This window comes from Halobacteriovorax sp. RT-2-6, from assembly GCF_047085025.1.
GTDB lineage: Bacteria > Bdellovibrionota > Bacteriovoracia > Bacteriovoracales > Bacteriovoracaceae > Halobacteriovorax_A.
Map to the genome: position 1 here is coordinate 909115 of NZ_JBKIYH010000001.1, position 19311 is coordinate 928425.

Annotated in this window: 22 protein-coding genes and 1 tRNA gene; 18 read left to right on the forward strand and 5 right to left on the reverse strand. The window is 36.6% G+C overall.

All coding sequences use genetic code 11. The features are described from left to right. The first annotated feature begins 10 nt into the window (after window positions 1-10). Window positions 11-508 carry a hypothetical protein gene (locus ACMAYS_RS04140; protein WP_412462792.1) on the forward strand — a complete coding sequence of 166 codons (498 nt, stop codon included), beginning with the start codon at window positions 11-13 and terminating at the stop codon, window positions 506-508. Next, window positions 508-1305, forward strand: a complete 798-nt coding sequence (locus ACMAYS_RS04145; RefSeq protein ID WP_412462793.1) for a hypothetical protein — start codon at window positions 508-510, stop codon at window positions 1303-1305. Before ACMAYS_RS04140 ends, ACMAYS_RS04145 begins: the two co-directional genes overlap by 1 nt. 3 nt (window positions 1306-1308) lie before the next feature. Here ACMAYS_RS04145 and ACMAYS_RS04150 read toward each other — a convergent pair whose 3' ends face one another. Continuing rightward, window positions 1309-4218 carry a helicase C-terminal domain-containing protein gene (locus tag ACMAYS_RS04150; protein ID WP_412462794.1) on the reverse strand — a complete coding sequence of 970 codons (2910 nt, stop codon included), beginning with the start codon at window positions 4216-4218 and terminating at the stop codon, window positions 1309-1311. 130 nt (window positions 4219-4348) lie between these two features. Here ACMAYS_RS04150 and ACMAYS_RS04155 point away from each other — a divergent pair, with 130 nt between their 5' ends. Together ACMAYS_RS04155 and ACMAYS_RS04160 are read left to right on the forward strand one after the other, a co-directional pair. Further along, window positions 4349-4744 (forward strand): hypothetical protein, encoded by a 396-nt coding sequence (locus ACMAYS_RS04155; RefSeq protein WP_103216776.1) that lies wholly within the window; start codon window positions 4349-4351, stop codon window positions 4742-4744. Between the two features lie 30 nt (window positions 4745-4774). Then, window positions 4775-5026 carry a BolA/IbaG family iron-sulfur metabolism protein gene (locus tag ACMAYS_RS04160; RefSeq protein WP_392991396.1) on the forward strand — a complete coding sequence of 84 codons (252 nt, stop codon included), beginning with the start codon at window positions 4775-4777 and terminating at the stop codon, window positions 5024-5026. A gap of 203 nt (window positions 5027-5229) precedes the next feature. Here ACMAYS_RS04160 and ACMAYS_RS04165 read toward each other — a convergent pair whose 3' ends face one another. Next, a complete protein-coding gene (locus ACMAYS_RS04165) occupies window positions 5230-6435 on the reverse strand; it encodes a DNA recombination protein RmuC (protein ID WP_103216774.1) in 1206 nt (401 codons plus the stop codon). After that, entirely contained in the window at window positions 6435-7391 is a 957-nt protein-coding gene (locus ACMAYS_RS04170; protein WP_103216773.1) for a M23 family metallopeptidase, read from the reverse strand. Before ACMAYS_RS04170 ends, ACMAYS_RS04165 begins: the two co-directional genes overlap by 1 nt. A 104-nt stretch (window positions 7392-7495) precedes the next feature. Here ACMAYS_RS04170 and hisS point away from each other — a divergent pair, with 104 nt between their 5' ends. Next, the gene (gene hisS, locus ACMAYS_RS04175) at window positions 7496-8836 is read left to right on the forward strand and encodes a histidine--tRNA ligase (RefSeq protein WP_412462795.1); all 1341 of its coding nucleotides are present in this window, start codon (window positions 7496-7498) and stop codon (window positions 8834-8836) included. 89 nt (window positions 8837-8925) lie between these two features. Here the strand turns inward: hisS and ACMAYS_RS04180 are convergent, their stop codons facing one another. Continuing rightward, the gene (locus ACMAYS_RS04180; RefSeq protein WP_103216771.1) at window positions 8926-9210 is read right to left on the reverse strand and encodes a hypothetical protein; all 285 of its coding nucleotides are present in this window, start codon (window positions 9208-9210) and stop codon (window positions 8926-8928) included. Window positions 9211-9402: 192 nt separating this feature from the next. Between ACMAYS_RS04180 and ACMAYS_RS04185 the strand changes: the two genes are divergently transcribed. From ACMAYS_RS04185 to ACMAYS_RS04240, 12 genes are all read left to right on the forward strand, one after another. Further along, the gene (locus ACMAYS_RS04185; RefSeq protein ID WP_103216770.1) at window positions 9403-9837 is read left to right on the forward strand and encodes a hypothetical protein; all 435 of its coding nucleotides are present in this window, start codon (window positions 9403-9405) and stop codon (window positions 9835-9837) included. A gap of 30 nt (window positions 9838-9867) precedes the next feature. Next, window positions 9868-11196, forward strand: coding sequence for a tetratricopeptide repeat protein (locus ACMAYS_RS04190; RefSeq protein ID WP_392991392.1), 1329 nt, complete (start codon window positions 9868-9870; stop codon window positions 11194-11196). 95 nt (window positions 11197-11291) lie between these two features. After that, window positions 11292-11903, forward strand: a complete 612-nt coding sequence (locus tag ACMAYS_RS04195) for a hypothetical protein (RefSeq protein WP_103216768.1) — start codon at window positions 11292-11294, stop codon at window positions 11901-11903. Window positions 11904-11975: 72 nt separating this feature from the next. After that, window positions 11976-14177, forward strand: a complete 2202-nt coding sequence (locus ACMAYS_RS04200) for a hypothetical protein (RefSeq protein ID WP_412462796.1) — start codon at window positions 11976-11978, stop codon at window positions 14175-14177. A 55-nt stretch (window positions 14178-14232) separates the two neighbouring features. Next, window positions 14233-14308 (forward strand) — tRNA-Ala (locus tag ACMAYS_RS04205). A 345-nt stretch (window positions 14309-14653) separates the two neighbouring features. Continuing rightward, window positions 14654-15223, forward strand: a complete 570-nt coding sequence (locus ACMAYS_RS04210; RefSeq protein WP_412462797.1) for a TetR/AcrR family transcriptional regulator — start codon at window positions 14654-14656, stop codon at window positions 15221-15223. A gap of 14 nt (window positions 15224-15237) precedes the next feature. Further along, complete coding sequence (locus ACMAYS_RS04215) at window positions 15238-15525, forward strand: YciI family protein (protein ID WP_412462798.1); 288 nt, start codon at window positions 15238-15240, stop codon at window positions 15523-15525. A 17-nt stretch (window positions 15526-15542) separates the two neighbouring features. Beyond that, window positions 15543-16163, forward strand: a complete 621-nt coding sequence (locus tag ACMAYS_RS04220; RefSeq protein ID WP_412462799.1) for a DNA-3-methyladenine glycosylase I — start codon at window positions 15543-15545, stop codon at window positions 16161-16163. A 476-nt stretch (window positions 16164-16639) separates the two neighbouring features. Then, window positions 16640-16954, forward strand: a complete 315-nt coding sequence (locus tag ACMAYS_RS04225; RefSeq protein WP_103216766.1) for a VF530 family DNA-binding protein — start codon at window positions 16640-16642, stop codon at window positions 16952-16954. Window positions 16955-17067: 113 nt separating this feature from the next. Continuing rightward, window positions 17068-17568: a hypothetical protein gene (locus tag ACMAYS_RS04230; RefSeq protein ID WP_412462800.1), complete on the forward strand. Its 501-nt coding sequence runs from the start codon at window positions 17068-17070 to the stop codon at window positions 17566-17568. A gap of 8 nt (window positions 17569-17576) precedes the next feature. Continuing rightward, on the forward strand, window positions 17577-17780 hold the full coding sequence (locus ACMAYS_RS04235) for a DUF5522 domain-containing protein (RefSeq protein ID WP_392991380.1): 204 nt from the start codon (window positions 17577-17579) through the stop codon (window positions 17778-17780). Between the two features lie 88 nt (window positions 17781-17868). Beyond that, window positions 17869-18360, forward strand: coding sequence for an RrF2 family transcriptional regulator (locus ACMAYS_RS04240; protein ID WP_392991378.1), 492 nt, complete (start codon window positions 17869-17871; stop codon window positions 18358-18360). On the opposite strand, the gene ACMAYS_RS04245 is transcribed toward ACMAYS_RS04240, so the two are convergent. Continuing rightward, on the reverse strand, window positions 18357-18773 hold the full coding sequence (locus ACMAYS_RS04245) for a hypothetical protein (RefSeq protein WP_392991376.1): 417 nt from the start codon (window positions 18771-18773) through the stop codon (window positions 18357-18359). The genes ACMAYS_RS04240 and ACMAYS_RS04245 overlap by 4 nt on opposite strands. A gap of 74 nt (window positions 18774-18847) precedes the next feature. Between ACMAYS_RS04245 and ACMAYS_RS04250 the strand changes: the two genes are divergently transcribed. Next, complete coding sequence (locus ACMAYS_RS04250; protein WP_392991374.1) at window positions 18848-19273, forward strand: hypothetical protein; 426 nt, start codon at window positions 18848-18850, stop codon at window positions 19271-19273. Window positions 19274-19311 lie beyond the last annotated feature (38 nt).

Sequence of the window (19311 nt, forward strand, 5' to 3'; positions counted from 1 at the left end):
ATATAGATCTATGAAGAATAATCTACTTTCACCTATTCTCGCTTTACTCTTGTTGGCAACTTCATGCGCAAAACTTCCGGCCAGCAGAAGTGAAATTAAAAAGAAAAATAATACACATATTTCAAAACAATTATCACCATTCATGTCTGATGGTTGCTCAAAGTGGCCAGACGGAACAATTTCAAAACCCGATGCATGGCTGAAATGTTGCTTTGTTCACGATCAACACTATTGGCTTGGTGGAACAGAAGCGCAGCGATTTAATGCAGATCAACAACTAAAGGCATGTGTAAAAGAAGAGTTTACTGATTGGATGTCGATAGTCATGTACCTTGGAGTGCGTATTGGAGGAGGCCCTCAATACCAGACCTCTTATCGTTGGGGCTACGGTTGGAACTACGACAGAGGCTATATTCCTTTAACACAGGAAGAAATCGATTATGCAAAAACAGTCGCTCCAAAAGAGTTCGAAGATATTAACAAATATATAATAAGGAGAACAAATTAATGAAGCTCATCATCTCTCTAATAATTCTCCTAAGCTCTTTAATGAGCTTGGCCCAAGAAATGCCAGTTAATAAAGTAAGTGAAGAAAAACCTCGCTATTTTCCAATCTGGGGAGAAGAAGCAAAGAAGATGGGCTACACACTTCCTCGAGCTTATGGAATCAATATTTCAAGAATTGAGCACGATGAAAAATTTGGTGTAAAAAAAGCAACTTTAAATGATGAAAATTTATTTGATGCACTCCCTGTAACAGGAGATGTAAAAGTCGATACTGAAACAAAAATAAATATGATTCGTACAGACTTCTGGCTTTTACCATTCTTTAACTTATATCTTGGGATTGGTCAGATTCATTCTGATGTACAACTTGAGTTTAAAACTCAATTGCCAATCGTTGGTGCCCAACAACATAAAATTCCATTTAAAGCGACTGGGACAGTTGCAAACCTTGGAGGAGTTCTTGTCGCTGGTTACAATAATTGGTTTGCAATGACTAATGTTAACTTAACTGACGTTATCATTGAAGATGAATTAGATGTGAGTCTTTATAGTATTGCTTTCCGAGGTGGATACAACGCTGGTAAACTTCAAATTTTTACGGGCGCTATGTATATTGATAGTGATATTAAAATCACTGGCTCACGCCAAGATATTGTCCTCAACGTAAGCCTTTCTTCATATGGATGGCACGGACTTGCGGGTCTCAATTACGAAATCAATCGTGAATTCGGATTAACCACAGAACTTAGCTTTGGCGATCGTTACATGTATCTTCTAGAATTTGGCTACCGTTTCTAAGTCCTAATCAAGGGTATTAACAAAATCTTTAGAAGCTTCAAGAGCATCCTTAAAATTTGTGCGATGAATTTGATATGGCTCCATTTGCTTTGTTAGCTTGGACATAGTCGAATTCTTCCACTTCTTAATACGAGAATCAATAACAACAACCGCTCCTGCATCCGACTCAGTTCTTAAAAGTCTTCCAAGCTTTTGATGAAGGTTTCTTGTTCTGTGTGCAAGATAGTAATCTTCAAATTCATTACCGATATTAGTTTCATAGTACTCACGACGAAGACGAATAACTTGCTCCATTGAAAGATCAGGGATTTTATCAATGAAAACAAATCTCAGAGCATCACCTGGAACATCAATCCCCTCTCCAAACGACTCCATTCCGATGAGAATACCATTACCACTTTCTTTGAATTCTTCCACAACATTGGCACCCATTCCTTGAACGAAAACAGGTAGCTTGCCCTCAAATTTATCCAGCATATATTCCACGGCCTTTTCAAAACGAGCGCGTGCAGAGAATAGTAAAAGGGTTCTACCATCAATATCCTCAATGAATGGTGTTAGACGATCACAAATAGTCTTTACAAAATCTTTGTCGTAAAGCGATGGTGTATCGTCACACAAGAAAACTTTTGTACGATTCTTATAATCATATACTGAAGGTAGATAGAGCCCTGTTCTAAAGCGTCTTTCAGGCTCACTATAGAGGTAGCCCGTCGACCATTCCATGCCACGACTTCCCTGATCTCCATGCTCATTGCCAAGAGTAGCAGAAGTATAGACAACAGATGATGAGGTCTGCAGAAGCTGGTCATGTAAGATGCGCCCAGTGTTGATTGGGCCTGCAGTTAGTAAGAAGCCTTGTTGTTCATGATACTTCATTGATAAAGAATGAGGCTGCGATGAGCTTTCAATCTTTAATAAGACAGCTAGAGCATTCATCACATCTTCAAGCTGACCGACAAATGCTTCAAAACGAGTCCAAGCAGTAATTTCACCTTGGCCTTGCATATCACTTGCCTGCCAACGAATTGTATACGGATATAATCTTTCATAAACTGATTTTAGAAGATAGAAAATACTCTCCAGATGGTGGAAGACACTTAAGCGAAGTCCTTCTTTTTCTGTTGGCATAATCATTGGAAGCTCATTCCAAAATTTATCTGTATAGCGAGGCATCTTTTTAAAGATCATCTCAAACTTTTCTGGAAGCTCAAATAAGTGATCTCTAAGCATAGAGGCCGTATCAATTGATAACATTCGAAGAGACGAAATCTCTTCCTCTTGATTTTCTTCAATCATTGTATTGATTAAGTAGAAAAGAGAACCTAAACCTTGTAGGTTTTGAAATTGTTTGTGAAGACTTTCAAGATCACTTTGTGCCACTTCTGCAGAAAAAGCCTTTGTCGCCTCACCTTCAATTTTATGGGCCTCGTCCACAACCACGTAAGCAGGTCTAGGAAAAGACTTTGTCCAAGAAAACATCAAAGCGTGGTTTCCGATAATAATATCAGCTTCCTTAGCGTCTTTTAAACCTCGAATATAAGTACAGTTGGCGTAGAATGGGCACTGCTTACTTGAGCAAGCGCGGTAATCTACGGCCAAGTCTTTTTGAGCTTGCGTAAAGTTTTCAAGCTTCATACGAAGAACAAATGGTAGATCATCTTTAGAGATCATATGTTCAAGCGCACTATTTGAATTGTGATAGAAAAGAGATTCAAAATAGATATCTGCAAACTTATCTTTTATGTCATTACTTTGAGAAAAAAGGTCTTCCTCATTTTGTCTTTGCGTAAATAGAAGTTCGCAAAAGTGGTTACTTGAACCAATGAGCTGGCGAATCTTCAGATCTTTTGGTGAAACTCCTAAAAGTTTATGAAGTGCCGGAACATCTTTATTCATGGCCTGGGCCTGAAGAGTCTTTGTCCCTGTAGCAACAAGAACTTGCTTCTGTTCACTTAATGCAAATAGTGCACTTGGCACTAAGTAGCCAAGAGTTTTCCCCGTTCCAGTTGGCGCTTGCACCATGGCGTGAATATGATTCTTAAAAGATTGGCCAACTTTAAGGGCCAGATCCTCTTGTGACTTACGATAGCGATAGCCATTGAATAATGTCGAAACCTTCTCTTCATCGCTAAAGATATTTTTTACGTTTTGCCCGTTAAAAGTTATATCGAAATTTTGCTCATACACCTGCTTATCTTCAAGTGTTTTAGGATATGCCCACTCTAGGGCCATCTCAATATGAGCTGCTGGATCAAAATCTATCTGCTCAGAGATTTCAAATAGCTCTTCTTCATAAAGACATAGAAACCTAAAGAACCAATAATCATGAAGTGAGTACTTATGCATTATTGACATCATGAAGTTATATTTACCGGCATCTTTCTTTGTCATAAGTGTTGCGACAATTACAACTTTTAAAAGATCAACTGAATCCTGAAACCCTCGGTGTAATTCTTTTTCAGCTAATCCAAAACCAACAATAAAGTTTTCAAGTTTAAGTGAAGACATATGAGGGAAAAGGAGTGAAAGAAAATAAAGAGAATCTTGCCAACGGTGACCTTCTCTAAAATCGAGTGTTTCAAAGTGATGGTCTAAGAAGCCGGCCTCAAAATCTGCGTTATGAGCGAGAATGTCGTGGCCATCTAACTCAAGGACTTCTCCAATAACATCATCAAGAAGCGGAGCACGCTTTAGCATTTTGTTATCAATACCTGTGAGCTTTTGAATGAACTTTGAAATTTCAAAACTAGGACGACATAGTGATTCATATTTATGAACAAGTTTAGTTCCTTCAAACTGAAGAAAACCAACATCAATTATTTCATCAACACTACAATCTGCACCTGTTGTCTCGATATCAAGAAGTGCCCATTTGCCTAGTGTGTTATTTTCTGTATTCATCGTATCCATGCTTCTTTACTGCTCCCATAGGCCTTCGCCTTTATTTAACTTAACATTGTTAAATCGTATTGATAATCACCTTTTTATGCCTTATTCTAGGCTACATATTATTAATAATTTCATTACGTAAGGGTGCGCCATGTCTTCAGCGACATTTTTTCAAATTCAATCATTTTTGATCCTATCTTTAATGATTTATGGAGTAACCCAGAGCAAAAAACGCCAGAAGCACGTTAAGATAATGTCTGGAGCGATGATTTGGGATGTTATTTTAATTCTACAAATTGAATTAAGCCGCAGTGCAATTGATAAAGCAATGGAAGTATTCCAATCGCAAACAGCTCTAAAAATTCACCTATTCTTTGCGGTATCAAGCGTACTTCTTTACATCGCAATGGTAATCTCTGGCCGTATGATTCTAAAAGGTAATTCTAGCTTTATTAAAAAACACCGTTACCTAGGTATTACTACTCTAGCGTTTAGAATTTTAACTTTTATCACAAGCTTCTATGCAGCTTCTAAAGTTGTACTATAAGAAAACGCAAAATAAAGAAAGCGAGTTTATATGTTATTTGAACAAGTAAAAACAATCATCGAAGAAAATATCAAAGATTCACAAGTAATGATCTACGACCTAACTGGTGGAGGCGATCATCTTGGTATCACAATCGTGAGTGATGAATTTAAAGGTAAAATGCTTTTAGCTCAGCACAGAATGGTTATGGATATTTTAAAGCAAAAGTTAAGTGAAGACTTACATGCGGTACAGCTAAAAACTCTAACTGTTGAACAGGCAAAAAATCAGGGACTAATCTAGTCCCTGTTCATATTTTTTAAATAAAAATCAAATTGATTATTTCTTAGTGGTGATCATCCATCATCGCATCATCAAAATCTTTACATGCAATTGCAAGAGACGCTGGAAGAAGGGCCCAGAAACCAACTAAACATAGTGCTACGAATACTTCTAAACTCATATATTATTCCTTTTAATTAAATTTCTTTGAAATCTAATGACCATTATAGGTCATTTAGGCTTTCCTGACTAGAAAATTCGACTTCTGGGGTTTGCCCCTTATCGATTTCAACTTCCATAATCCTCTGAAATCTCTTAGAAATCTTTCCAGTTGTTATATTAATATTATTTACATCTTTAGTAACCGTCGCTAAGTGCTTAGTTAGATCGCCCCATCTCTTCTCATAGAGGCCAAAATCAACTCCTAGCTTATTAATCTCTTCGTGAAGAATCGACATATACTTAGATCGCTCCATATTCATCAAAACTGATTGAACTGTTGTTAAAGTGGCCATAAAAGTTGTCGGTGAAGCAATCCAAACATTCTTCTTTTGAGAGTAAGCAATAATATCTTCGTGATAGGCATGGATCTCAGCAAAGATTGCTTCTGCAGGTAAGAATAAAACGGCCTGCTCAGAAGTTTCCCCCTTAATAATATATTTTGAAGAAATATCATCAATATGCTTTTTAACGTTCTTCACAAATTCACGACGAGCAACAGTCTTTTCCTCAACCGATCCCTCAAACATTCTCTTAAAATTCTCTAACGGAAATTTCGAGTCCACACAAAGTCTTCCAATTGGCTCAGGAAGATCAAGCATGGCATCCACAAGCTTGTCATTAGATAGCTTAAACTGAAGCTTGTAGTACTTATCACCTTCTCCAAAGACAGACTTAAGAAGAGAAGTTAATTGAACCTCACCAAAAATCCCACGTGACTTCTTATCTGTTAATACCTCTTGTAGACTTACAACATTCGTTGAAAGAGATTCAATTTTCTTTTGGGCCTCATCAATTTTAGCAAGACGAGCAATGATTCCAGTAAAAGTTTCGTTAGTTTTTTTGAAACCTTCATTTAAGTTTTCTTGAACCTTATTATTAATCTTTTCAAGCTTTTCTTGAATAGCATGATTAGTCTTATCAAATTTCTTTTCAAGATCTTGAGTTAGCTGATCCTTAAAACTAAACATGTCTTTATTAAGTGCGCCCTTTGTCTCCATTAAGCGCTCTACAACGATCTCTCTAAGATTTGAAAAATTCTCCGCAAGCTGATTATTATTTCTAAAAAGCGTCTCTGTCATATCGTCTTTTTGAGAGCGAATAAGATTTGTTACTTCATCAAAATTAACCGTGTGTTCTTTCTTAAAAATTAGAAATAAGAAAGCTAAGATTACAACTTGTAAAACGATGACAATAATTATTGGAGTCATTAATTCTTCCCTTCAACTTTTGGCGTAACATATTTTTGGGCCTTTTGCTCTCGCCCTTTCTCTTTAATGAACTGTAGTCCATCAATCCACTTGCCTTGCACACGAACACCCCAGTGTAAGTGTGGAGCACTAGAACGACCAGTATTACCACTTAAAGCGATGACTTGACCACGCTTAACTGTTTCACCTTGCTTAACCTTGAATTTTGACAAGTGGCAATACATCGTGATGACACCTGCACCGTGGTCAATAAAGACGGCATTTCCATTAAAAAAGAGATCTTTAACAAGAATAACTTTACCATCATTCGAAGCTTTTACAGGAGTTGGCCTTCTGGCACGCATATCTGTTCCCGAGTGCCAGCTATTTTTCTTATCATTAAAGACACGACGGTTTCCATAATAGGCAGTAATTTTTGAGTTTAGTGGCTTAATAAATTCTTTATCAGTTAATGACTTTTCAAGTTCAGCAGTTGCATAGGCTTCTTTTTGTAACTTCACCTCTTCCTGCCAACGCTTAACATCCTCAGGAGCTAAATCCACGTGTTTTTTAGAAACCTTAATATAAGACTTCTTATACTCAAATGGCTTAACTTCAAAAGTTGCAATATGATATTGAACCTCTTGTCCGTATACTTCAGACTTTAGGTAACAGTGAACCGAAGTTGGTGCGTTTGTCTCTTCACCGTCTTTTGTTTCAAAATACCAATACTGCGGTGCCCAGACTGTTTCAAGCGTATTCCCTTTCACATTGTGGCCAAGTGTCTCTTCGCCACATAGAACGCGAAATTTTTCGCCAATACTTGGCAATTGCAAGACGATTTTATTGACCTTACCAGGATAGGCCACACGCTGCTCAACTTCATAAGTTCCAAGCTTAGGTAATGGCTTAATTCCAGCACATGAATAAATAAATAGAATAAAGAAAAATAGTAATAGCTTTGTGTGTTGTCTCATAAGAAAATTATGGCAAAGAAGTCACGTTTTTTAAACGCCTATTGCTTTAAAAGTACTAAAAATCAGGGTATAAACAAATATATTTATTTCGAAGGGGTAATTTAATGGCGATTATTAAGCCGCAAAATGCAAAAGGTACAAGAGATTTTGGTCCAATTGAGTCATCAAGAAGAAATCATATTTTTGAAACAATTAAAAAGAGGTTCCAATCTCACGGTTTTATGCCACTTGAAACGCCGGCCGTTGAAAACCTGAACGTACTTACGGGAAAATATGGAGAGGAAGGAGATAAACTTCTTTTTCGTGTTCTGAACTCAGGAGACTTTTTAAAGAAAGTAAAACCTGAAGATTTAGAAGAAAAGAATCTATCAGCTGTTTCGAGCAAAATGTGTGATCGTGGCCTTCGCTACGACCTAACAATTCCATTTGCTCGTTATGTATGTGCAAATCTTAATGAGCTGGCCCTGCCATTTAAACGCTACCAAATTCAGCCTGTATGGCGAGCTGATCGCCCTCAAAAAGGTCGCTATAGAGAGTTCTATCAATGTGATGGAGATATCATCGGAACAGAATCACTACTAAGTGAAGTTTCTCTAGTTGAGGTTTATCACGATGTATTTAAAGATCTAAAAATCGACGGTGTTGAAATCGTTATCAATAACAGAAAGATTCTTCAGGGTATCGCAAGTGTTCTTGGAGTTAGTGACAAACTAACAGATATGACAGTTGCCATTGATAAGCTCGATAAAATTGGTGCTGAAAAAGTTGGTGAAGAACTACTTGGCCGCGGATTCAATGAAGATCAAGTAAGTCGCCTCTCTACTCTACTAACACTTGAAGGTGACTCAGATAAGAAGCTTTCAACAATTAGAGAGTTCCTTGGTGCTGATGAAATTGGTAAGCTTGGCCTAGAAGAGCTAGAATTTGTTCTTTCAAACGTAAGAGAGCTTGGTATTGAAAACCTAGTATTTGACCCTACTCTGGCCAGAGGACTTGATTACTACACTGGCTGTATCTTCGAAGTTAAGCTAGTTGATGGTTCAATGGGAAGCATCGGAGGCGGTGGACGCTACGATGACTTAACAAGTATGTTTGGTCAAAAAGAGAAACTCTCAGGTGTTGGTATCTCATTTGGAGCAGAAAGAATTTATGATGTAATGCTTGATCGCGGATTATTCGAAGAGATTAGTGCAAGCGTTGATTATATGATCATCAACATGAGTGATGAAGACCAAAAAGAATACCTACAAATTGCTCGTAAATTTAGATTAGAAGGCCACTCGATTGAAATCTACCCTACTTCAGCAAAAATGAAGAAACAGATGACTTACGCTAACAAGCGTGGAGTTAAGAATGTAATCTTCTATGGTGATGCTGAGAAGGAAAGAGGCGTGCTACAAGTGAAGCATATGGAATCTGGAGAACAATCAGAAATTAAACTTTAAATAGTCGACATACCATCCATCTTGGACATAAAAAAAAAAGCCACTCTAAGAGTGGCCTTTTTATTTCTAACGAAATTGATTCGTGTCGATTATCCTAGGATATCGTATGGACGAATTGTCTTTCTACCGTTAGCTGTACATCTCTTTTGAGCTTGATCAACTAGCCAGTATACGTACTCGTTCATTGCTTCAAGAGCGTCTGAAGATACGTTGTATCCTTTACCCTTAAGTGCTTCTTTAGTTTTTGAACCAACTAGAAGCATTTCTCTTTTAGATGCTTTCTTAGCTGTTTTCTTAGCTGCTTTTTTTGGAGCTGCTTTCTTTGCTGCTGCCTTCTTTGGAGCTGCTTTTTTCGTAGCTTTTTTCTTTGCCATTTTAAACCTCGTGTTTAGTGTTTTTAATGAAAAATTTGTAATAATGTAATTTTAAGTACCTGGCCTAAACTACGTCAATAAAAAAAACGGAATGCCTCTTTAATTTGTCGATAAATAGCACTAATCTCAACTAAATAAGTGGGTAAAATGGTCACCTTTGCACCGATTCCAAGCTTAAGCTAATCTTTAGTGATGGATAAACAAGCTATTAAAATTGCTTCAGAAAAAAGCAATAAATTTATATTAGCGTTTGAGAATATTACAAGTAATACAAACGTCTACGATACAGAAAAAAACCAAATACTGATGTTGGAATCACCTAATAGTATTTGTGCAATTATTCCAAAGAAAACATGTGCTAGTGGGCACAAAATTAATCTCTACATCATTCAAAGCTCGCAGGTCCCAAAAGGTCAGCTAAGCGATATTACGAAACTTAGCAATGTCATAAAGCTTTCGAGTGAAGTCGTGGAGATTGAAGAGTATGGCCCTGAAGAAAATAAAGTTGTTTTTCGTTTACTAGAGGACAACATGAAGGAGCACAAGAAAATTGAAGCAGTGATCTTAGAAAGACAAGAGCGCTTCAATGAACTTTTAAATCAATATAGAAACACACACGAAGAATAAAAAATAAGAGACAGTTACGGAATTGAAGAAATGAATAGAGAAGCATTTTTTAACGACATGGAAGTTTTAGTAGTCGAGTCCATAGGAAACGCACGCGTGGCCTATGAGAATGCATTTAAAACTCTGGGGGTCCAGAGAAAGAATGTTCGATTTGCTAAAACTTTTGAAGATGCACTTAAAGAGATGAAAAGCTTTAAGCCTACTCTTGTATTCTCTTATGAAGTTCTAGCGGAAGGACGCTATAACCAAGTTCTTAAAGAGCACTTAAAAATACTTCCAAATCGTACAAAGAATAGTTTTATTCTCTTAACACAAAATGACTCTATTGATGCCATTTCAAGAATCGCGCAACAACAAGTCGATCTTGTTCTTCCGATTCCTTTTACAGTCGATAGCATCAAAGCACTTATGGAAGAACTTTACAAAATGAAGTCTTCCCCTAGTGAGTATAGACAATTAATCAATGAAGCCTACGAGTATGTTGGTTCAAAGCATGAAAAGGTTTTTGAGATCACGCAAAAAGCCCGTGAACTATCAAAAAATCCATTTGAAACACACTACCTTGAAGGTCTTTGCCAGTTTAAAGAAGAAAAGTATGATGAGGCGATAAAGTCACTTGAACAAGCCTATGCTCTAAATTCAACAGACTTCAATACATTAAAGTTATTCTTTAAAGCATATAAGCACCAAAAAAATTATTATATGGCACTTCAGTATTCATTAAAACTTCATGCTGCCTACCCTATTTCTCCAGATATGCTAAGAGATCTATCGATGGTTGCAGTTGCAGCGAGAAAGCATGAGCTTATCTTAAACTACTATGAAGCGTATAAGAAAGTGAATGAACCATCTGATGATATTAAAGATGCCATTGCTGCAGCTCTTGTTATCTATGTTCAATGTGAATTGGATAAGATTGATTTCGATAATACTTCGATTCAAGAACTTCTAAGAGACAAGAAATATAAGGATTCATTAAAACTCTTAGAAGAAGCTTCAATTATCTGTACGACAAAGCCTGCAATTTTAGAGCGTATGCTAGTGGTTCTGGCCCATACGCCAGACAATAAAACGACTAAATTTATTCAAGTAAAACAAAAAGAGAAGTTTCCAAAATATGAGAATGCACCGTTGATGGATGCCCTTGTATGTGACAAAGATTCAACTGCTTCTCAATCATTAAAGATGGCCATTGATACACTAAACAGCGGCTATAAATCAGAAATCCTTTATGAAATCATCATTAAGCGCTCTATTGAGATGAACCGAAAGAAGGAAAGCACCCAAGAGTGGTATGAGCAGGCCATTAAAATCTTTCCAAATATGAAGGTCAGGCTCGATAAATTTTATAATGCTTAATGTAATTTCGAACACTTCGCTCCGCGCCGTACTATAAAGCCCTTTGCATAGGCCCACCAAAATTATATAAGAATAGGAAATTTTTGGGGGTATTTATGTTTAGAGCAGTAATCTTGCTAGCTGCTATTGTTTACTTAACTAGTACAATGGCGCAATTTCAAGCACCACAAATTCCATCTCATACACAAGCTCAATGTGTTGAGAAATTATGTGCAAATAATCCAGGTGAGTGTAGTTCAAGAACAGAGCATCGTATGATCTTTGATGCATGTTCAAGACAACTAGACTTAGGATGTATTGATTTATCAATGAAGCTTATTTCAAGCTATGAGCAAAATGAAATTGAAGAGATGGTTTCAATTGCTCGCTCTTGTCAGTATGTATCTGGATATGCTCATCAAACAGCAATGAAGAATATGTACCGTTATGATCGTGATGAATTCTCAGAGATCACTTTTATTAACTCGAGACTTTGGCTTGTTCAAAACTCTTGTTTAGCAAGTGCTCTTTCAAGACTTCACCCAAGAGACTTTGATAGTCTTGAAGACTTAAAAGCGATTACAAACCAATGTACAGGGACTTTTGATGTAGCCTGTTTTGAAAAGCAGTGTAAGTCAAAATATTCATGTAACGATCAAGAAGAGGTTGTTGATGCACTTAGAAGCTGTATCTCAGGACCAAGTAAAGTTGATCGTCGCAGACTATAAAATTTAAAGATTAAAAAATTAAAAAAATAAAAAAATAAATACACACAAGAACACAACACACAGGTTTTTTTAATGATTAAAATTATAATTAAAATAGTGGCCATCACGATGGTGGCCACGTTTTCTAAGGCTCAATTTAACAGCTCAATCCTTTTTAGCGGGCGTCTTGCAAACTCATGTCAATTCGTAAGTGACCAAGCAGTCCTTGAAGTTGTCGACTCACTAATCACGGCCATCAAAGATATTAATGATGAGCGCTACCGTTGTCAGTCAATATATGCCAACTCAAAGGCCTTCCTCGCCTCTTTAAATGAACAATACCGTTCAAGCTCTAGTGAGCTTTCAATTATTGACTCAAACCTTGAGACGATTTCGAGTGAAATCTATAAGCTTGTTACAGCTAGCTCATATACGGGACAATTTGATCAAGAAATTCTAAGTCTTCAGCGCAGACGACAAGAACTACTTGATGCGGATAATAACCGTAATAATGGAATTGTTGATTCGCTTAGTATGGCCACAACGATTCTTGATGATCTTAGAGCGGCACCAGAGTGTGATGAGGATCTTGGCACAAAAATGATTCGTCCAACGATCATGCTTATGGGTCAAGTTGCAGGCGCACTTTATCCTGGATCGAACCTATTTACGGCAGCGGCCTCAACAGGTCTTGCCAATATGGTGGACAGTCTTGTTTCATACGTTCAATTTAAAGGTAATGATGCTAACCAAGCTTTAGAAGATCTCTATAATAATCGTAACTACTACGTCTCTTACAAGTGTGCTTATAAGAATATCAATGCAATGACTTGTAACCTTCGTCGCAAAAATGCAACAAGAGAAGAAGCAAAGTGGCTGTACAATTATATTAAGGAGCTTGATACTCCAACAAAAGATTTTGAAAGAGTAAAAGACTTAAGAAAGCACTACCCTCGTCTTCAACGAATCCTTAGTGAACTTCGTGATATTTACGAGACAGCAAACCAACAGGATACAATTGTAACGATTGCCACTCTACAAAAAGAGCAAGCAAAACTTAGGCTCTATCAACCAAATCCTTACGAGATTGAAGAGTGGAATGATAGCTATCAAAACATTCGCCCATGGTCAGAGTGGGCCCATATGCTGACTTGGTATACAAATATCAACTCTAAACTAAAAGTTTATTGTCGAGAGTTCCAAAATGGTAAGTACTGGGTAAAAGAAAATAGTGACTGTCAGGAAGCTGCTATTGCACGTGATGAAGATCGTACGCAATATATCCAAGAAGTAATTAAGCCGGCCTTAGCTGACCTTGGTGCCGATAAGGAAAGACTTTCTGAAAAACTTAGAAACTCAGTAAACGTTGAAAGACTTTATAAAGTAATCGAAGCCGAAGATAATTGGCGCGACAACAAGAAGGACTTCTCGATTTCTGAAGTTATTCAAATCTTTGAAGAAGACCTAGAAAACACGACAACAAGGCCAGAGGCAACTTCACTGTTTTCAATTAGAATTAAGAAAGCACTAAAGGCCCTTAAGGCACTCGTTAATTTTGAAAATGTTGTGACAGACACACAAGGACTAACGCCAGAAGATTGTGATATCGACAATCCAACATGCCAGTGTGACAGCTTCAAGGACCTTTCTCAAGCTGCTTATACGTATCTTGCAAATAACCTATCTGATGGTGATGTACTTTCAGTTGAAACAATTGATGCAAGTTTTTACAACTATATCAGGACAGTTGAAGAATTCTTCTTATATGGCCTTCCATATGCTGAATCTCCTGAGCTTACATACCAAGATAGCTTAAACTACTCGAAGTATATTTTCTTAGTTCCAATTTATCGTGGAATGCAAGAAAGCCTTCTTCGTGGAGATAATGTGGGAGCAAGTAATATCCCACTAATGAATACAGCACGTAAAAACTTTGAAAAAGTTTTCGCAAAAGAGATCATCAAGGTTCTAAACAAGAATGTAAAAGTCGCCCTTGATAAAGGAAGCCGTGACGATATCTACCGTGACACTCTTCACTCTTGTGCCATCTACTACCCGATGATTAAACAAAAAGGTATGGGCCTAAGAGCAAAGTATGTTCTTAAAAGGTGTAAAGAGCTACTGGATAAAAGTGGCGGAATCCCGTACCTCATCCAAGGTACAGAGCGCTTTTCAACAAAGAATGAAGCTTACAAAAACCAGTGTTTCTATCGTGATTACGAAGAGGCCGTAAGCACAAAGAAAGCAGAAATCGCTCGTGAACTTGATCAAAGTGGTGATTTACCAGAATTATAATATTGCCAACCCCACCAGGGTTGGCTATTATCTTTCTACAAAATATCTCAATTGAGGGCCTTTAGCTCAGCTGGGAGAGCGCTTCGCTGGCAGCGAAGAGGTCAGCGGTTCGATCCCGCTAAGGTCCACCAAAACAAAAAAGCCCACTCTTGCGAGTGGGCTTTTTTGTTTTTGTTGATATTAGTATCAGATCTAATTGCTTTTGGCGGTCGATGGCATGGATGCCATCGTGTCGACGACGCAGGAGCAAAAGTCGACTCCCATGCGTGCTTGCCAATCATCTTACCAAGATGCCAAAGTCGACTCCCCTGCAAACTAGCTCACTATTTAAAAAAGAACATTTCGTGCAAGATCACTTTACGTTGGCTCTGCATAAAGAAAAAGCAACTGAAAAACTAATCTTTCGCTTGCACTAGGACAATTGTCCTAGTACTGTACCAATTAGGACACTAGTCCTAATTAAGTAAGAGGTAAAAATGTCAGACTTATCCACTAGAGACGAAATCATAGAAAATGCTGATAGACTTTTTTATGAACAAGGCTTTGAGAAGACTTCCTTTACAGATATTGCAAAAGAGGTTCAAATCTCTAGAGGTAATTTCTATCATCACTTTAAATCTAAAGATGAAATTTTAAGTGCAGTAATACAATACCGCCTCAAGAAGACTGAAAAGCTATTAGAAACATGGCAGTTAAAAGGCAAAGACCCTCAAAAAAGAATTCAACTTTTCATTCATATTCTAATTGCAAATTTGACTAAAATTAAGCTTTATGGGTGCCCCGTCGGAACGCTTACTACTGAGTTGAATAAATTAGAGCACGTTTCACGAAGTGAAGCTAATGAAATATTTAACCTATTTCGTGACTGGCTTAGGCAGCAATTTGTTGATTTAGGATTTAAAAAAAATGCTAACAAATATGCAATGCATGTATTAGCAAGAAGTCAAGGAATTGCAACGCTGGCAAATGCCTATAGAGATGAATCGTTTGTTAATTATGAAGTTAAAGTTTTGATTGATTGGGTAAAGGGTTTAAATAATAAATAAATTAGGAGATTAAAATGTTTGTAGTGTTTTTAAAGTTTTCAGAAAATAAAAATCTAGCTGCGGACTTTATGGATGCCCATAAAAAATGGATAAAAAAAGGAATTGATGATGATGTATTTATGGTTGTTGGCTCACTGCAGCCAAACCTAGGTGGAGGTATCATTGCTTCATGTTCATCTTATTCAGATTTAGAAGAAAGAGTAAAGAATGATCCATTTGTTGAAAAAAATATTGTTAAGTATGAAATTCATGAAATATCGCCTTCGATGGCCCATGATAAGTTTAAATTCTTAATGAAGTAGAAAAGTATGTGTGAGCAATGAAAAATACAATTAAAGGTAATGACGGAAAAATAAGATGTAAATGGTGTGGCGTTTCCCCTGAATTTATTGAATACCACGATAAGGAATGGGGATTTCCCGTCAAAGATGACTATAGATTATTTGAAAAAATTTGCTTGGAAGGGTTTCAGTCCGGTTTAAGCTGGAGAACAATTCTTTCTAAAAGAGAAAATTTCAGAAAGGCCTTTAAAGATTTTAATTTTCATAAAGTCTCTAGATTTAACGAAAAAGATATTAATCGCCTACTTCAAAATGAAGGGATTGTTAGACATCGTGGAAAAATAGAGGCAACAATTAACAACGCTAAAATGGCAAAAAAAATAGTAAAAGAGTTTGGTTCTTTAGCTACCTATATTTGGAGCTTTGAGCCGAATAGTAAAAAACCAATAAAACCGCAAACTGTCTCTGTGACTCCTGAATCAACTTTACTGTCTAAGGACTTAAAGAAGCGAGGTTGGAAATTTGTTGGCCCAACAACTGTTTTTGCTTTCATGCAGGCGATGGGGTTAGTTAACGACCACGTTTCTAAATGTGCCATCCAAAAGAATGTGGAAAAGTCTCGAAAAAAATTTAAAAAACCTAAAATAGAAAAAATATAAGGTTCCAGGTCACTTTCCGTTGACCGTGCGTAAAGAAAGAGCACCTGGAACAACAGTTTCTATATACCACACAAAAACGAACGGATAGTAACTTAAAAGCCACACAGTATCCAAACAGTCATAATAATAATTATCGATATTACAGCTTTTACAGCTAAAGATATCTTTCGTGCTTTTACACATCTATAATCATCACATTCCTTTATAAATTCAAACATATTAGATGACTTTGAAACATCATAGTCCTTTTTCAATCTAATAAAGAGCATAGAATTATATGTAAACAATACGCCGAGTACAAAAAATAAAAATGCATAAATGCTAATAAATACTATATTCATATATCACCCCTTTTAAGAACAAAAAACAGCAGAATATCTGGCTCCTTGCCAACTTAACCAAGCAATAAAGTGTAGATGGATGTATAACACTTTATAAGTTACCATATCTTAAACAATAAAAAGCAGGTAAAAAAAATGAATGATCAAACCAATCGCAAGAAAGACCCCTTAGAGGGTGTGACTTTAAAGATGATGTTAACAGATGTTATCAATCTCTTTGGCTGTAAAGAAATCTATGCAATGACAGAGATCAATAGCTTCAATGATGAGCCTCCCATGTTTAATAAAATTTTAAAATTTATTAGAAAAAATCCATGGGCCATTCAAAAGATTGAGAAGATGTATCGTGGGAATTTAGAAACGATAGAAAAAATGAAACGCGATGGAACGGTATCAAAAAAAGACCTTGCTCTTGGAAGTGGTACTGGTGGGCGTAAGACAAAATACTGAGAGGCATAATAAGAATAATAACTAGGAAGTGTTTCTAATATCTAAAACCACATCAATTAAAGATTTTCGCCCGCTAAGCCGACTATTGAACGTTAATAAAGTGAGGAGAAAGCGTGGCTTCAACAGTTAAATCAAAAGTTATTGGATATGGCTCATCTAAGGTAAAGGGAAAAACTAGAGAGTACACATTTCTTGAATTTGAAGATGGTACCAAACTTAAGAATGTCATCACTACTACATATATCGCTGACCATATTTGTGTAGGTGAAGAAATTGAAATTTCTTATATGAATGTTAAAAAGTTTCAATTTATCATTGGTGCAAGATCTAGAAGAGGTGAATTAATGTTGGCCTCAGATGACTCCATGATTATTACGGCCGTTGCATTTTATTGTATTCGCGACAGCTTCCTCATCTCAACCTTTGTAGGTTACTGGATTGGAAAGCTTTCTTTAATACAATACGAAAATATTCAAATAGCGATTAGGCACTTTGCTTACTTTGCCATTGCTGTTTGTTCAATCTACTTATATAAGTTTATTAAGTTCACAAAAGATTATAAAAGTGGAGTTGCTGCATTAGAGGAAAGTTCCAAACAAGTACAGGCGGCATAACTTAATATATGTCTAGAAATAAGAATAAAAAAAATAACCTAAAACAACAGTACCGCATTCTACATGACGAAGCCGTCAAAAATGGTGAAGACTATTATAAGGACCCTGTTACAGGCGGTATTGTTTCAACAGAAGTACGCCTAAAGCGTATGAGAAAATGCTGTAAGTATGGCTGCCGCCATTGCCCTTGGGGCTTCAAGAAAAGAAGCTAAATTAAAAAGTAAGTGGATCACTGCTCTAAACAATGTAGAGATATCATGCTATAATTTTGACGTTAATGACAAATACAGGTGAACAACTTTGAAATTAAGAAATCAAATCGAATGGGCAATACATTGCATGGAATTTTTAGCGAGAGTTCCAGAAGGTGTATTTATCCCAACAAAAGTTCTCGCCAAATTCCATGGAATCCCTAAGGAATACCTATCTAAGGCCTTACAACTCTTGGCCTCAAATGGATTGATTGAAGGGACCTTAGGTCCTAAAGGTGGCTATCAATTAGCAAAAGACCCTTCCCAAATTAGTCTTTTAGAAATTGTTGAGGCCATTGAAGGAAAGAAAAGAACATTTAATTGTCAGGAAATTCGATTTAACAACCCTTGCCTAAAGAAAAAAGACAAAGATAAAAGTGTAAAGTGCACAATTGCAATTGCAATGCTTGAGGCCGATGAAGCTTGGAGAAATGTTCTTAGAGAAAAGAAATTATCTGACATTGTTTCAGGAATAAACGCGCAAGTTCCAGCAGAAATCTTCGACTTATCAGAACAGTGGGTAAATAAAGAGATGTCCTAAACGGCGCCTCTTTTAAGTCTCCAAAACATGTATCCATTTAATAAGGCCAATATAACAGTAAAGATAATAAAGTCATAAGCCTGTTCAAACCCTACTGAAAAAATCATACTGAAAGTAAAAGTTACTAAGAGTATAAAACTTGCTAAGAAAGTTTCTTTTAACCTTACATTAAAAATAAAAAAGACAGCTAATAAGACTTCAACGATAGTGACAATATACCCAAAAAAGTATGACACTTTTTTAGGAAACCATGGGTTTAGGCTTGCTGTGTAGCTCAAAAAAGTATCAAAATCACCCCAAACAACTCCCATATTTCCAGCAGGCCCTAGTAGGCTTAATCGATCAGCTACAACCCACAAATACGTGATTGCGAGAAGATACCTAGATATTAAAAGAGCTTTTTTGAAACACATACTTTTCTCCTTGAGCCAATTAAGGATATAATATATCCTTAATAATACCTTTGCAATATAAAAAAAGGATAGATATGAGTCAGGAAAAAAGATGGAAATTATTTTTCTTCTTATTATTTCTAGGAAATCTTATAAGCGCTTTGTGGATGCTAGTAGGCCCTGTACATTGGTATAAAAACTTTCCAGGAAGAATTCCTGACTTTGGACCTTTAAATGAGCATTTTGTTCGTGATCTAGGATGTATTTTTTTAGTATTAAGTGTGATCTCATTTAAATCAATTATCGATAGTTCATGGAGAAAGAATACACTCTTCATCTTACAGGCTTGGTTTACGGCCCATGCCATAGTTCATCTCTTCGATACACTTAGAGGGCTGGTTGCAATGGAGCATTTATTCATGGATATACCTTTATGCTACATGCCTCCTCTACTAGTTGGTTTCATGCAGTTTTATTACCATAAGGAACAGAGTTCAATGAAAGGGGGGAAGCTTGTTTAAAGATTTATTTTTCCTCTTGGTTGGAATCTATTTAGGAC